At 37.0% G+C, this 14307-nt stretch carries 21 protein-coding genes and 1 other annotated feature; of the genes, 17 read left to right on the plus strand and 4 right to left on the minus strand.

Annotation, left to right across the window (positions count from 1 at the left end):
* The first annotated feature begins 66 nt into the window (after positions 1-66).
* The 4 genes from IW510_RS01255 to rplT all read left to right on the plus strand — a co-directional run bounded on the left by IW510_RS01255 (position 67) and on the right by rplT (position 2915).
* Positions 67-1167: an RNA-guided endonuclease TnpB family protein gene (locus IW510_RS01255; RefSeq protein WP_202055944.1), complete on the plus strand. Its 1101-nt coding sequence runs from the start codon at positions 67-69 to the stop codon at positions 1165-1167.
* A 335-nt stretch (positions 1168-1502) separates the two neighbouring features.
* Positions 1503-1637, plus strand: a sequence feature (ribosomal protein L20 leader region).
* 63 nt (positions 1638-1700) lie between these two features.
* Positions 1701-2222, plus strand: a complete 522-nt coding sequence (infC, locus tag IW510_RS01260) for a translation initiation factor IF-3 (protein ID WP_202055945.1) — start codon at positions 1701-1703, stop codon at positions 2220-2222.
* A gap of 61 nt (positions 2223-2283) precedes the next feature.
* Complete coding sequence (gene rpmI, locus IW510_RS01265; protein WP_086350119.1) at positions 2284-2484, plus strand: 50S ribosomal protein L35; 201 nt, start codon at positions 2284-2286, stop codon at positions 2482-2484.
* A gap of 71 nt (positions 2485-2555) precedes the next feature.
* The gene (rplT, locus tag IW510_RS01270) at positions 2556-2915 is read left to right on the plus strand and encodes a 50S ribosomal protein L20 (protein WP_202055946.1); all 360 of its coding nucleotides are present in this window, start codon (positions 2556-2558) and stop codon (positions 2913-2915) included.
* 39 nt (positions 2916-2954) lie between these two features.
* Here the strand turns inward: rplT and IW510_RS01275 are convergent, their stop codons facing one another.
* From IW510_RS01275 to IW510_RS01290, 4 genes are all read right to left on the minus strand, one after another.
* Positions 2955-4151, minus strand: coding sequence for a site-specific integrase (locus IW510_RS01275; protein WP_202055947.1), 1197 nt, complete (start codon positions 4149-4151; stop codon positions 2955-2957).
* 170 nt (positions 4152-4321) lie between these two features.
* Positions 4322-4747, minus strand: coding sequence for a hypothetical protein (locus tag IW510_RS01280; protein WP_202055949.1), 426 nt, complete (start codon positions 4745-4747; stop codon positions 4322-4324).
* Between the two features lie 68 nt (positions 4748-4815).
* Positions 4816-5244: an ImmA/IrrE family metallo-endopeptidase gene (locus tag IW510_RS01285; RefSeq protein ID WP_202055959.1), complete on the minus strand. Its 429-nt coding sequence runs from the start codon at positions 5242-5244 to the stop codon at positions 4816-4818.
* 12 nt (positions 5245-5256) lie between these two features.
* Entirely contained in the window at positions 5257-5601 is a 345-nt protein-coding gene (locus tag IW510_RS01290; RefSeq protein ID WP_202055960.1) for a helix-turn-helix domain-containing protein, read from the minus strand.
* A gap of 294 nt (positions 5602-5895) precedes the next feature.
* On the opposite strand from IW510_RS01290, the gene IW510_RS01295 reads away from it, so the two are divergent.
* The 13 genes from IW510_RS01295 (at position 5896) to IW510_RS01355 (ending at position 13856) form a co-directional block, all read left to right on the plus strand.
* Positions 5896-6087, plus strand: a complete 192-nt coding sequence (locus IW510_RS01295) for an XRE family transcriptional regulator (protein WP_202055967.1) — start codon at positions 5896-5898, stop codon at positions 6085-6087.
* Positions 6088-6200: 113 nt separating this feature from the next.
* Positions 6201-6920 (plus strand): phage antirepressor KilAC domain-containing protein, encoded by a 720-nt coding sequence (locus IW510_RS01300; RefSeq protein WP_202055971.1) that lies wholly within the window; start codon positions 6201-6203, stop codon positions 6918-6920.
* 41 nt (positions 6921-6961) lie between these two features.
* A complete protein-coding gene (locus IW510_RS01305) occupies positions 6962-7258 on the plus strand; it encodes a DNA-binding protein (protein ID WP_202055973.1) in 297 nt (98 codons plus the stop codon).
* Between the two features lie 47 nt (positions 7259-7305).
* On the plus strand, positions 7306-7749 hold the full coding sequence (locus IW510_RS01310; protein ID WP_202055975.1) for a hypothetical protein: 444 nt from the start codon (positions 7306-7308) through the stop codon (positions 7747-7749).
* A 68-nt stretch (positions 7750-7817) separates the two neighbouring features.
* Positions 7818-8231: a hypothetical protein gene (locus tag IW510_RS01315; RefSeq protein ID WP_202055977.1), complete on the plus strand. Its 414-nt coding sequence runs from the start codon at positions 7818-7820 to the stop codon at positions 8229-8231.
* Complete coding sequence (locus IW510_RS01320) at positions 8228-8407, plus strand: hypothetical protein (RefSeq protein WP_202055979.1); 180 nt, start codon at positions 8228-8230, stop codon at positions 8405-8407. The genes IW510_RS01315 and IW510_RS01320 overlap by 4 nt, the downstream gene beginning before the upstream one ends.
* Positions 8408-8542: 135 nt before the next feature.
* A complete protein-coding gene (locus IW510_RS01325; RefSeq protein ID WP_202055981.1) occupies positions 8543-8947 on the plus strand; it encodes a hypothetical protein in 405 nt (134 codons plus the stop codon).
* Positions 8948-8949: 2 nt separating this feature from the next.
* Positions 8950-9180, plus strand: a complete 231-nt coding sequence (locus tag IW510_RS01330; protein WP_202055990.1) for a hypothetical protein — start codon at positions 8950-8952, stop codon at positions 9178-9180.
* 14 nt (positions 9181-9194) lie between these two features.
* Positions 9195-11705: a DNA primase family protein gene (locus IW510_RS21205; RefSeq protein ID WP_236674564.1), complete on the plus strand. Its 2511-nt coding sequence runs from the start codon at positions 9195-9197 to the stop codon at positions 11703-11705.
* A 279-nt stretch (positions 11706-11984) separates the two neighbouring features.
* Positions 11985-12371 carry a hypothetical protein gene (locus IW510_RS01340; RefSeq protein ID WP_202055992.1) on the plus strand — a complete coding sequence of 129 codons (387 nt, stop codon included), beginning with the start codon at positions 11985-11987 and terminating at the stop codon, positions 12369-12371.
* Positions 12372-12383: 12 nt separating this feature from the next.
* On the plus strand, positions 12384-12725 hold the full coding sequence (locus tag IW510_RS01345) for a hypothetical protein (protein ID WP_202055995.1): 342 nt from the start codon (positions 12384-12386) through the stop codon (positions 12723-12725).
* A 199-nt stretch (positions 12726-12924) separates the two neighbouring features.
* Positions 12925-13206, plus strand: coding sequence for a hypothetical protein (locus tag IW510_RS01350; protein WP_202055997.1), 282 nt, complete (start codon positions 12925-12927; stop codon positions 13204-13206).
* A gap of 131 nt (positions 13207-13337) precedes the next feature.
* A complete protein-coding gene (locus IW510_RS01355; protein ID WP_202056000.1) occupies positions 13338-13856 on the plus strand; it encodes a hypothetical protein in 519 nt (172 codons plus the stop codon).
* Positions 13857-14307: the final 451 nt, after the last annotated feature.

The following is a 14307-nucleotide window of genomic DNA, read 5'->3' on the forward strand; positions in this document are numbered from 1 at the left end:
AAATGAATAATCATTCCAACAATCGTGAGCTTCCTCTTCAGCCATTCTTGCAGGGTGGTGTTATTGGTGAAAATACTAAAAGCCTGTAAGTACAGACTGTACCCAACTTCTTCTCAAATTGAATTTTTTGAAAAGACTTTTTCGAGTGTCTATCTGGTTCACAATCTTCTGTTGCAGGATCGAATCAATTTATACAAAGAAGCAAAGAAGAACCCAAATAGCAAAAAGAGCCCACCGACTCCGGCAAAGTATAAAAGGGAATATCCTTTGCTGAAAGAGGTTGATAGTCTCGCTCTTGCAAATGCGCAAGTTCATTTAGAGCGGGCGCTAAAACGTTACTACAGTGGGAAGGACGTTGGCTTTCCCAAAATGAAATCGAAGAAAAACCCGGTTAATTCATACACAACCAACAATCAAAATGGAACAATAAAGTTTGTTGGTCTAAATTGTTTGAAAATTCCGAAATTAAAATCATTAATAAAAGTAAAGGTACACCGTGAACCGAAGGGAAAGATAAAGTCTGCGACAATCTCAAGGTCTTCCACTGGAAAATACTTTGTGTCAATTCTCTGCGAAGAAACAATCTGTTGTCAAAAAAAGACGAATAGAGCAGTTGGAATCAGCTTAGGATGTTCTGAGCTGGCTGTTTTATCAAACGGCCGCAGAATTGATAACGATCATCTGACGGAAGAAATTGAGAGGAAAATTCAACGAGAAGAAAAGAAGCTGGCCAGAAAAAAATATTTGGCTAGTGCAAAAGGTCTGGATTTGCTGGAACAGAAAAATTATCAGAAACAAAAAATGAAGGTTGCCAGATTGAGGGAACGCTTGTTGAATCAACGAAATGATTTTTTGAATAAAGTGACGACTCATCTGGTTAAGGAATATGATTTAATCTGTATTGAAGATGCGCATAAAAAGGAATTTAATCGAAATTGCAAGCTAACGAAACGAGTTTCGGATGTTTCCTGGTCGCTGTTTGTTTCCAAGCTGGAATACAAAGCGATGTGGCATGATAAACAACTGATTAAGTTGAAAAAAAATGATGACAAAATAGTGACAACAGCGTCGACAGAAATGACATTGGATATCGATCCGGAGCTCAGTAAAAATGATCCGGAGACTGCTGCCAGTATTCAACTGTTGTTACAGGGATTGAACCAGTAAGTATGAAGAACTGTAGGGACTACAGGGGTAGCTTAGGGCATAGAAGATATTAAATTATCTGTTTCTAAGAAGCTCTTCAATTAACTTGAGGGGCAGTTCACTAATTATTAATAAAGAGTATTACGGAGGGTGTGACAAAGGCGTCTAGCTCTGAGAATTGATAAGGAGCTGCTTTGGGAATACCGGTTGTCCGTTGTTTGATACGAAGAGAGTTTGGAACTTTATTTCTGTTCCAAACTCTTTTTAGTTGCGGGTTTGCTACAGAGGCACGATAGAAAAGTACGAAATATCGTGTTGACATCGAAGGGAATATGGTTTATACTAATCGAGTTGAGAAATAAAAGCAGAAGCACCCGCTTCTCGCCTTAGTTGAGTATATCACTGGGCTGGATAAGAGGATTCCTTGTATCAGTAAGATATGAGTATGAATTTACGCGGGTTCTGAATAGAACCGGCTTTTTTTATGCCTTGTCCTGAGACAAAGGAAAGAATGAAGCATTCCGCTGGATGTTCTCTAAAAAACTTGGAGGTGAATGACCATAGCAAAGGATATGATGGTGAACGACGGGATTCGTGCGCGTGAGTTACGTTTGATCGGGCAAGATGGTGAACAACTGGGTGTAAAGACAAAAGTAGAAGCTTTACAAATTGCTGAAACAGCAAACCTGGACTTAGTCCTTGTTGCTCCAGGCGCAAAACCACCTGTTGCACGTATAATGGATTATGGAAAGTTCCGTTTTGAACAGCAGAAAAAAGAGCGTGAAGCTCGTAAAAAACAAAAAGTAATCAGCGTAAAAGAAGTTCGTTTAAGTCCGACAATTGATGTCAATGACTTTAACACAAAACTTCGTAATGCACGTAAATTCTTGGAAAAAGGTGACAAAGTGAAAGCTTCGATCCGTTTCAAAGGCCGTGCCATTACCCATAAAGAGATTGGTCAGAAAGTTCTTGATCGCTTAGCTGAAGAAACAGCAGATATTGCTACAGTGGAACAGAAAGCGAAAATGGACGGACGCAGCATGTTTCTAACGCTGGCACCGAAAGTCGACAAGTAGTTTGAGAAATATCAATGGACCTGTTCGTCAGAACAAAAGATTTTGAGGAGGAAAATTAGTCATGCCAAAACAAAAAACACACCGCGGATCAGCAAAACGCTTCAAGCGTACTGGTAAAGGCGGTTTAAAAAGATTCCGTGCGTTTACAAGTCACCGTTTCCACGGTAAAACTAAAAAACAACGTCGTCAATTACGTAAAGCAAGAATGGTATCAGCTGGCGATTTCAAACGTATTCGTCAACAATTAGCAGGTATGAAATAAAAAGAGAACCAATTCTTGTAACGAAAAAATAAAAATCCAAAGAAATGATAGATATTTAGGAGGAATTCAACATGGCACGTGTTAAAGGTGGAACAGTAACCCGTAAACGTCGTAAAAAAATCCTTAAGTTAGCGAAAGGCTACTACGGATCAAAACATACTTTATTTAGAACAGCTCAAGAGCAAGTAATGAAATCTTACAGCTACGCATACAGAGATCGTCGTCAAAAGAAACGTGATTTCCGTAAATTATGGATTGCGCGTATCAATGCGGCAGCTCGTATGAACAACCTGAGCTACTCTAAATTGATGCACGGTTTGAAATTGGCTGAAATTGATATTAACCGTAAAATGCTTGCAGACTTGGCTGTTAACGATGCAGCTGCGTTCACTGCTTTAGCTGACCAAGCTAAAGGCGCTTTGAATAATTAATCCTTAAAACATTGATATAGCAGCGTTCAAGCCCCTTTCCTATGAGAGGGGCTTTTTTTGACCCAGAGATTGACCCAGATTATTTTTAGTTCTCATGAAAGTAGAGAAAATCTCTGCAGTTGCTTCTTTCGATTCTTTCGTCACATGAGTATAAACGTTCATAGTTGTTTTTATAGTTGTGTGACCAAGTCTTGATTGTACTTGTTTCATATTTGCACCAGCTTCAAATAATAGAGATGCATGTGTATGTCTGAACCCGTGAACTGTAATTCGTTTAATATGGTGATTCTTACGATAGAACACATCTAACCAACTTTGCGGTGTTCTAGGATACATTAAAGTATTATCAATCGTTGAAAAAACTAGCTGCTCTAAAGAATGTATGTGTCCAAGAGATTCTAACTCCCTGAGTTGCTGCAGCTTCCAGCTCTTCAATACTTCTACTATGTCGTTATCCAGACTGATAGAACGATTGCTTGCTGTTGTTTTGGGCTTTTGTATCAATAAAGCGCCTTTCTGACCACTAGCAAGAGTTTTATTCACTGTTAACAGTTTCTTTTTCAAATCGATATCACGCCAAGTAAGACACAACGCTTCTCCTTTTCTTAAACCAGTATAAGCTAATAAAAAGAAAAACGTGAATCTCTTTAACGAGTAGTGATCCTTCATGTATTGCAAGAAAAATAGTAACTCATCCTTATCAAAAAAGTTGGGTTGTTGTTCCTCATCATTTTCGATTGGTGAAGGTAATATGATTTTTCCCATAGGATCACTCTGTAATTCTCCGATTGATACCCCATATTTAAAAACCATTCCAGTATAATTTATAAACCTCTGATACCGTTTAGGGCTGCTGTTTCTCCATATATTCGCTTGCTTTTGACAATAAGCGACATTTACTCTATTCAGCTTCAAGGAGCCGAAAACGGGCAGAATATGTTTGTCAAATATTAATTTTGTGTTCCAGTACGTACTTTCTTTAACTTTGAATTTATAAACCTCATTAAACCAAACCTCGAAAGCATCGTAGAAAGACATGTTTTTCTTAATCTGCAGATAACCCTCTGATACTTCGACTTCTAACCTTGAGAGTGCGAGCTTCGCTTCTTTCTTTGATGCAAAACCACGTCTAGTTGTTTCCTTTTGTTTACCAGTAACAGGATCGACCCCTAAATATTTCTTGAACATATAGGCGGTTGAACCGTCCTTCTTTGTATATTGTTTGATTGTTGCCATTTGTTTTCCCTCCGTAGCAAGCGTGGGGCGCTGGCGAACTATTAGGAATTAAAGGCGTTGCATCACTCCTTTCGTTTTGGTAAAATGGGTATCATAAATAGCCCACCATCATGGGCGGTGTTTAGTTTCACATTACTCAATCTTTGTCAGGGGGAGAGTAGTGTGTTTTTTTAATCTGATTCTAAAGGAACAGATATTTCTTTAGTTGAATCATAGTTGCTATACAAATATAAGATGTTATATGTGGTATCATCTTTTTTGGAATACATAAAAGAGAATGGGTAGCTTTTGCCTTCAAAAACAAAGTTTCCGATTCCATTTAAAACATTTTTATACTCTTCTCCAGTTTCTGCATTTTTATCATCAGGAAATTGGTTCACGCTGGCATCGGTCTCGATAGTCACACCAGAAATTCCGAATAGTTCTTCGATATGTTTAGCAGCTAAAGTCATAAATTCAGCTTTATCATAACTTTCAGTTTCTTTTATGGTAGAATTAGTTTCACTGTAATCTTTTTTTTCTTCCTCAGACGATCCACAGGCAGAAAGCCCGACTAATAGAATTACGCCAGATAATAAAACAAACCATTTTTTCACTTATTTTCCTCATTTCTATGCTATAATTTATTTGCTACAATCTGCATATAATGTGGATATTAGGCTAATCAGTATTTGCGGTACTGGTTAGCTTTTTTATTTGCGAAAAAATAGTATATCGATTGTTTTACTATATTTTCATATGAATAGTCGATATTGTATTGATTCATAATTCTGATTGAATTCAATTGATCCAATTCTAATGAATCATCAGAAAGATAGTTAGTTATTAAAAAATCAATTGTATCGCATTCTGCCTCGTATTCCATTTTTGAATGCGCAGAATTAGACGCGACATATAACGCAGTTTGTTTCTTATGTTTTATTGCATGACCGATTTCATGAGCTAAAATCCTTACTATTTCATGTTCGCTCTTGTTTGCATTAACAAATATCAAGTCGGCTTCCGGTAAAAATCCACCCGATGAACAAACCTCATTTAAAAACACAACTTCGATATCGAATTTCTTTGCTATTGAAAGCAATTTATTTAACATAAGCAGCACGTCCTATTTATCATTTTTATTGTTTGCTTCTCTTTGTGCAATCACTGCTCTTGCTGCCGCTAAAATAATTTCTCTATCAGCTGCAGATACCTCTTTTCCATCGAGTGTCATTATTAATGTGTCATCTGACAGCTCGGAAACTTTCTCCTCCTTTTCTACTTCTCTACCTAATAAGTAATCGGTAGTTACACCGAAATATTCTGCGACCTTTTGCAAAGTTTCAGCTTTAGGGCTGCTAGTCCTCCAATGGTAAATTGCGCTTTCGCTTAAGCCTATTTCACCAGCTAGCTCTTTTAAACCTATATGTTGTTTTTTTGCTAATTCAGAAACCCTTTCAAATAAAGTCATTATGGACATTCCTCTCTAACAAGAATGTTATAGTATAAAAAATTAAGTTAAAGGTGTTTACAAGGTTAAAGTTTTATACTATACTCTTGTTGTAAGCTAATTAGACAGAAAAAAAGCGATTATTATTATCTTTATAAAGCGTAAGTTTGGCGACTGACTGCTAAAAATATTGATATTTTATTGTGCTTATTTTCTATACTCAAATAGTATAAAACTTTAAGTTTTTTGTCAATAGAAAATATAAAATTCTGTCTATTAGACTTACAATTATTTAATTAAAAAGAGGTGATGAACATGCCAGAAACGTTAGTAGCTAGGGAAAAAATCCAGAATTACTTGAACGAAAACAACATTTCCATCAGTGATTTAGCTGTAATGTACAACATCAAAAAACAAGACTTAGCAGATTATCTTGCAGGCAGAAAGAGCAACCCAAGAGGCAACAAGCTTATTTTGAGAATCATTTCAGATTACAAGATTAGGTAATTAAAGTAACTGTCAATTACATTTACATTGTATCTTATAGTAAGTGGTTTATCAAATTAGAAAACTCAAGTTATAAACAAATTTTTTATTAATCAATTAAAGGAGGTAGGAAAATGAACGAAATAATTAGAGTGACAACGAATGAAAATGATGAACAGTTAGTAAGCGGGCGTGAACTACATGAATTCTTAGAAGTAGGAACAAAATATGAAGATTGGTTTCCTCGAATGACTGAATATGGGTTTGAAGAAAACAGAGATTTTCATACTCTCAAAGTTGAGAACGTGGCAAGAGGGCGTGTTTATCACAAAACAGATCATGCTTTGAGTCTAGGTATGGCAAAAGAAATTTCAATGATTCAACGAAACGAAAAAGGAAAACAAGCTAGGCAATATTTCATCCAACTAGAAAAATTCTGGAACAGCCCGGAAATGGTTACAAAACGAGCACTTGAGTTTCAACAAAAGAAAATTGAAGTTCTGCAGTTGGAAAACGAAGCTATGAAGCCTAAGGCGTTATTTGCTGATGCGGTGAGCGGCAGTACAAACAGCTGTCTAGTTAAAGATTTATCAGTCTTGCTGAAACAAAATGGGATTGATATTGGTCAAAACAGACTATTCAAGTATCTCAGAGGAAATGGTTACCTAGGCAAAGGGAAAGGTCATTACAACAAACCTACACAGCGATCTTTAGATCAAGGATTGTTCGAATATCGTGAGCATTTCCATACAAACGGGAATGGGGAAGTTGAAACAAGATTCACCCCTCTAGTTACCGGCAAGGGACAAACGCATTTTGTCAACAAGTTTCTTAATGATGCCAATCTAACCTAAATGTGCAATTAGAACGACTATATAAAGGACGGTGACAAAAAATGAAACTAACTATAGATGAATTGGACTTGTCACCTGCTTTGCGTGAGGTAGTTCGAGAAGCTGCTGCAGAAGAGGGGAAACGACAGGCAATCATCTTTATCGAAGAATACAAAAAGAAGCTTGCTTATCCGAAGTATATGAACTATAACCAGGCAGCAAAATATATGAATACGAGTTATAACACACTAAAAAAAGTATTTATATTAAAAAAAGGTTTAAGAGTAGTGGTAATCGATGGCTATGAAAAAATCGACCAAAAAGATGCCGATGATTTCATGGAAAAAAACAAAAAATAATTGCAGGCGTGGGGCGCTGGCAAAAACAACACAGGAGGAACTAAGTTATGAATCAAGTAGAAAAACTAGAAAAAGAATTAGATGAATTGTACGAGCAACAAGAGAATGTAACTACCGCAGTCGAGAGTATCGCAAATTTTATCAAAGAAGGAATTATACCCAAAAGAGTTGTAACTTCTGATTATCCTTCTTTTGAAAGTTTTGTTGGTAATTCTTACCTAGAAACAGCAGACGATACTGCAGGCTTTATTATGCGCCAAGAAGAATCAGATGAACTTATTTTCGTGCAACATCTAAGTGACGACAAACAGATATGGACTTATTTTGTAGGTACGAAAATCAATAAAACTGAGTTTCTTGTACTAGACACCGAACTAGACACTCAGAAAAAGAAATGCGAAAAAATTGAAGAATACGGCATCGATTTGACTGTTATTCAAAATAAAATTGATGAAGTTGAAGGAATGCTTGCTGCATATGGCGATAAATAGGGAGGAACAATCATGACAAACAATACGAGAAAAGAAACAGTAGAATCAACACCGGAGGAATCAGCAAAATGAGCGAATCAATTTTAGAAAAACTATCAAAGGAAGCCAAGAAAACCCCATCGAATAGTTCTATTTTTCCTGATTGGAATGAACAGGAAATCAGCAATATTCTACTAGATTACCAAGAGGAGGCACTTAAGGACGAAATGGCTGCCGGAGAAGTAGAGCTAAAGTATACACTCAAGTTAATCGAGTATTTCCAAAGCAAGTTAGAACAACAGTACGAAGAAAAGAAAGTAAAAATCCGGATTATTCATGACAATTTCATTGGCTTTAGCTCATATGAAACCGAAGTAACCGAAGAATACTTTGCAAGTATTGCTGATCGTTTGAAAGGACATGGGAAAATTCAAATAGGCGGCTATATTGGTGATAAAACAGCAATTCGTAGAGTTTATGTTGTGGAGGAGGGAACGGAGTGAAACATGAATCCTACATAGAGGATATACCTCTATCTCAGAAAGACATTGTGGAGTTTAAAGATATTATTGTACGAATGATAAACGGAATGAACATGGATGAAACGGCAATGGATAATATTCTGGCTTGCTGTCTAAAAGAAAACAATCGATTAAAGAAAGAGGCAGAACAGCAATGACTAAACATGAGGATAGAAAAAAGCCTTTTGCTACAAAATTCTTGGCGGAATCAGCAAAAGACACAAAAAATATAATTCTATCCTCATTCTAACAGAACTAAGCAAGTAAAATCAATCATGAAATGAGGAATGACAATGAAACAGTACACAGATGAACAATTTTTAAATGCGACGGCTGCAGTAAAACAAGTGGAAGGTTACAAAGAAAGCGAAGCAGGAGGCATTACTCCGAACGAGTTCGCCATTATCAATCACTATGAACATCTTTTGAATGAGCGACCAACTGCTGATAGCGAGGCGATAAAAGATATTGCATACGATATATCAGATTTTACCTATCAATTAGAGTTTATCCGAAACTATTTTTCAGTATTAGCATCAAATTACAAAAATAATCATGATGAAATAAGCCTAGCTAGGCTACACATGACTTTGTATGAGGATGGAGCGCTACAAAATATAGACAAAGTTCTATTAAAGGGCACTGAGGTATTAAACAAGAATAGCGACGACTTGCTATCGACTGTAGGGGAGGAATAGCGATGGATAAGTTTGAAGTGGGTATCAAATTAGAACGGATTCGGCATTTGCTTTTTCTCATGGGCGACACTTTCGAGAAAGTGCAAGACCGGTCTTTGAAGTACCGAGCTAAGGAAAAAGAGTCAGCCTCCAGATTGGCATATGAGATTGATAGAAGTATTGATGAATTAGAAACGCTACGAGATGTTGTATTTGATAAGGTACTGGAGTTAGAAAAGAATTTTAAGGAATAAGGATGTGATGCACATTGAATTTATACACCTGTGTTGGCTACAGTACCAATACAATGGAGCAAATAAGGACAGATAAAAGACCGTTTGATTATCTATGGGAATATGAACCGGCGGAAGTTCCGATTGATGAAAGTTTCGCAAAAAACACCATAAAAGAAACAAAGCATGCCATTGCACCTTATAAGAAGAAAATTCATTACTTTCTTGCTGGGGAGTTAATAGATAGTCAACGGAACAACGGCAATCTGATTCGAAAAGAAATGATTGTGATTGATTACGACGACATCGATTTAAAATATACAGTATTTCTAAATACGATTAAAGAGAAGCTGCAAAATGTTAGTTTTATTCTTTATCCATCTATCTCCAATTATATAGGACAAATGGGGATGCGGTTCCGTTTAATTATTGATACGAGCCGAACGTATACAGAAAAAGAGAGTGATTGGTTAATTCAGAATGTAATAGACTTCATTGGGATCCCTGCAGACAATGCTTCTAAAACATATAGTCAACTAATGGGAATGCCTACGCTCAATAAATTGTCTCCTTCAACACTTATTACTAAACAAGAAGGGCAGCCCTTAGATATAGATAGTTTTTTGTATGAACCGATTGTTAAGAAGGAATACAAACCATCTGTATCTTTCGATGGAGAACTGACTCATGAAATTGCAGTAGAAATGGTAAGCGCGTATACAAGCCATGTCGGAGATAAATTAGCAGATAGAACTTACTACCTCAATCCATACATGAATATCAAGTATGCGTATGAACAGAGAGAAATCGATTGGGAAACAGTTCAGGAGTGCTTAACTATTTTAGCTATAGGGCATGATGATTGGGCTGCTTCTAACATCGAGCATTTTAAACGAGATTCAACTCCTGTTGTGAATGGTACATCCTTTACTGATTTTTTTGGTTGGGCTATAGCTAATCCACACGATGATTTCAAAGGAATAGAAGTTGGAGAGACAACAAAATATAAGCCAATCCACATTGGAATTGAGCTAAGAGAAATAGAAAAATCAATGCAATCTCTTGCTTCGATGAATGAACAGGCTGAGTACCTAACCAATGCATTGAACAGTCTAAATGAAGCTACGCCATCATGGTTTTGGGTAGCTACTAAGATTAAGCGAGACGGCGAGAATGTAACAAAAGTTGATTATTCACACGGATACGACCATGTAAAGATGGGAGATTTATTGATTAGCAAATATTATCTAGTTCGTTTTCCGAAATTACTTCAAGGAGCTGTATACGATGATAGTCGCGGGTATTGGCGCTACTTTGGTAAAAATGAGATGAAAGATTTTGCTGAAAGGGAAACACTTAGAGAATTGCAAGCTTGGGGCTACTACGATATAAAGCGGATCACACCGACCAGAATTTATATTTTACAAAAAACCTATGATAAAAGCTTTCCAAATGCCACACCATTTGAAACGAGCCGACCGGAATTAGTAGTTTTCAAAAATGGAACTTACAATATCTTGACAGGTCAAATGAAATCTAATGATCCGAACGATTATATTCTAAATGCTTTTAACTATGATTTGGATATGAGCGGTCAACCTACACCTCACACAGATGCATTGTTTAATGGACTAGTAGGCGATTCAACCCTATTCTTGAAACAATTTATCGGTTATATGTTCTACCGGAGTCATGCACCAGCTCAAGAAATGCTATTCCTTAAAGGTAATGGAGGAGAAGGGAAGTCTACGTTTATCAATTATGTGAATAATCACATCTTAGGCGGAGACAATTATTCTGCAGTGACACCTCAAGATTTAGCCAATGATCGTTTTCAAGTAGTTGAATTACTAGGTAAAGCGGCCAATATCAGCGCGGATATCAAAGCGGATTATATAGAAGATTCTAGCATCATTAAGAGGTTAACCGGTGGCGACCCTGTGTATGCACAATATAAGGGAATACAGGGGTTTAAAATGCTAAATTATGCAAAGATGCTTTATAGTGCCAATAAATTACCGAAATTTAAGGACCAAACAGACGGTTTTGCTGACCGCTTGGCTGTTGTTCCCTTCATTAACGGGAATCAACGAGTGAAAGGTGCTACGTTTTGGAAGAATCATGATATGGGAAAAGTCGAAGCGGAAACATCAGCTTTTGTTTATAGCTGCATTGTCGAGTTTACCAAAATATTCGATGGGAAAAAAGCGCAGTTCACAAAAACCAAAAATATGGAAAAAGAAAAAAGTAAATGGCTTCTTGATAATAACCATATTGCTGAGTTTATATTAGAGGCTACCGAAATAAATATAGAGGATAAGAGGGGAGAAATAGCCTCAGTTGTTCATAAAGAATATACGGCATTTTCTAAACAAAATGGTTACTATGTAAAAAGTCCTCAAGCTCTAAGAGATTACTTAGAGTCATTAGGAGTCATCAAAGTGAAAAACTCAAAGGGGTTCAAAGATGGTGGCTCTCAACAATGGCGTTTTAGTGGGCTGAAGCTGACAGCTACCTTTTTATATGACTTTGACGATGTGGTGTGATTCAAAATATCCATAAAATCCAAGTGATATCCAAGCATTATCCATAAAAAAAGTAGAGTTACCAAGGGTTTATCCATAAAATCCAAGAAATGACGAACTCTTATAAAATAAAAGAACAATACTAGTTTTATTATTAGTATATAATAAAAGATTTTCGAAATTTTATGGATTTATGGATATTTCTTGATATACCAGCGTTTATTTATGGATATTGATGGATACTACTATTCTATATGTATGAAAAAAATAACTGATAATGTATCAGAGGAGAATTAAATTATGCAAAAACTATCAATGAACCAAAAATTCAACGTTCCGAAAAACGCCTCATACTTTCGGAAGTCAGATGCAGAGGAAACATTCGAACGTCTGGACCACCCAAAATCATTTTATGAGTTATCGGAAGAGCAGCGAAAACAATTATTAGAATGGTGTTCAGGAATGGAGACTATCAAGCGACCTAATCCACATCATACTTCTTACGGATTAAAACACTGGTTTGAAGCGAGTGAAGGAGGATTTTATGTAACTAACGGACAATTCAAAGGCGCAATGATTTTATCAGGCTACAGTGTTGCTAATCCGGATGCTTTGAATTGGACATTTAATATATCGCAGGCAAGTTATAAAGAAAAGCGTAGTCAATTAAAACGATTGCCAATCTAGGAGGAATAAACAATGAAACATTCAAAAGTAGAAGTTTTTCATGGAAAAGATTTAGATAGCACTGTGGATAAAGCTGTGGAAAAATGCCCGATGGGGTATGAGATTATCGATTTCGACGTTTCTTTTGTAAATAGCGAATGGATCGTGATTGCAAAGATTGATAAAGAAACAGGAATGCAAGTGGAAATGTTCAGCGATTGGGATATCAATCAGCTAGAACGTGACATAGCAGACTTTTTAGAAGATAACCCAGATATCAAGATTAAACACGTAACACATAGCAGCGCATCTTTTGGAACCAGCGACGATCAGGGAATAGCAACTAGTATCGCTATCTGGTACAAGGAGGAATAGCCATGGAAATATCAATCACGAAAGTTAAACAATACAATGGACCACTCCGTCACGTTGTATCAGTTGATGGCGTGCCAGTAGCTGTCACCAAGAGAAGAAGACGAGCGGAAAAGCTGTCTGCATACCTACAAGGCTTTCCATCGGATATATCAGACCGGAGCATTGAAAGAGTTTTGAATGTACTGAGGGAGGATTGAACATGAAGGCTCATGAAATAGTGAAATTGATAAATGAATGGGGCGGCTATAAAACCTTAAATGCCATCTTTGAATGTTATGACAAGCCTTTTAAATGCCCAAACTGCGATGGCTCTGGTAGCTACATGAAAGAATTCGTTATTGAGAATAATGATCCTGCTTGGTTTTATCCTCCAACGGTTAGGCATGAGAAAACAGAGTGCCCGCTGTGCAATGGGCATGGATGGACTGAGAAAGAATATAAACCGAAATTAGTCCAGAGTGGCTGGGAGGTTCAAGAATGAATATTTTTCTTTTATGCGGTGCAGCGATTTTAGCCAGTGTGACTGCTGCAATCTGTATTTTGATTATTGGGGTAGCAGTAAAAGCAGTATTGAAAAAATAAATTAGTCGAAAAGAATTGGAGGGTAAGAGGATGTCTAAAGGATTGACAAAGCACCAGCTGCAGATTATTAGTGAAGTTGCCAGCAGAGAAGCCGCAAAGCACGTGGACCAAAAAGAGAAACGTCAAAAGGCTGAACAGCGAGAACGCAATTTGAAAAATACAGATTTGCTGATGAAGAACTACACCAAGCTAAAAGCGATGGCTGAAGAGTATGAAACCGAAGTAGACGAATACGAGGATACCGTCCTTGATTTATCAACATTGAGCTTAGAGACTTTGGAGAAATACCACTTCAAAACAGTTAAGATGATGAAGCATGTTGACGCCATGGTTCGGGCATATGAATGGAATTGTGGTAAGGGATTACCAGAAGAAAAACGGCGCTTTGAAGTATTGAAATATCGCTATCTGGTTGACGAGAAGCTGACAGCTAAACAGTTGTGTGAAAAACTGTTTGTTGACCAGAAAACTGTTTATCGTGATACAAAGGCTGCTATCAGGGATATGTCGGTATTGCTATTCGGTACTGCTGCTATCGATTTCGCTTGATGTCAAAATCGTGTCAACAAATGTCCCAAACTATGTGTTATTATGATAGCATGAAATAAGTTTAAACATCAGGAGAGATCGAACAAACAAGGAAAACTTTTACTGATGTTTAACTTACTGTCGCTCACAGTCTGAGACTTATTCCTAAAAACAAAAAAATGAAGGCAGGTGAAATCCTGCTCCTTTAATCTACCATAGTCTGTGAGCGATATATGTTTACTAAGTGGCGGAATAGGTAGACGCAATAAAGAGTGAAGAATGAAAGTAACTCATGTGTGGTGCAAATCCACACCTTAGTAATTAGGGAGCACCTAGATAACCAGGCATGGGATTTAGGATTGCGACCCTTTAGCAATCGAGGATGAGGAGCGGGCTCCCGAAGTACAAGGGAAAAACGGCAGACGGCACATGGATGGTCGTCGTGTAGATTGCTAGTACACAGTATTATATT

It is taken from the genome of Enterococcus sp. BWR-S5 (genome assembly GCF_016745255.1).
Classification (GTDB): domain Bacteria; phylum Bacillota; class Bacilli; order Lactobacillales; family Enterococcaceae; genus Enterococcus_L.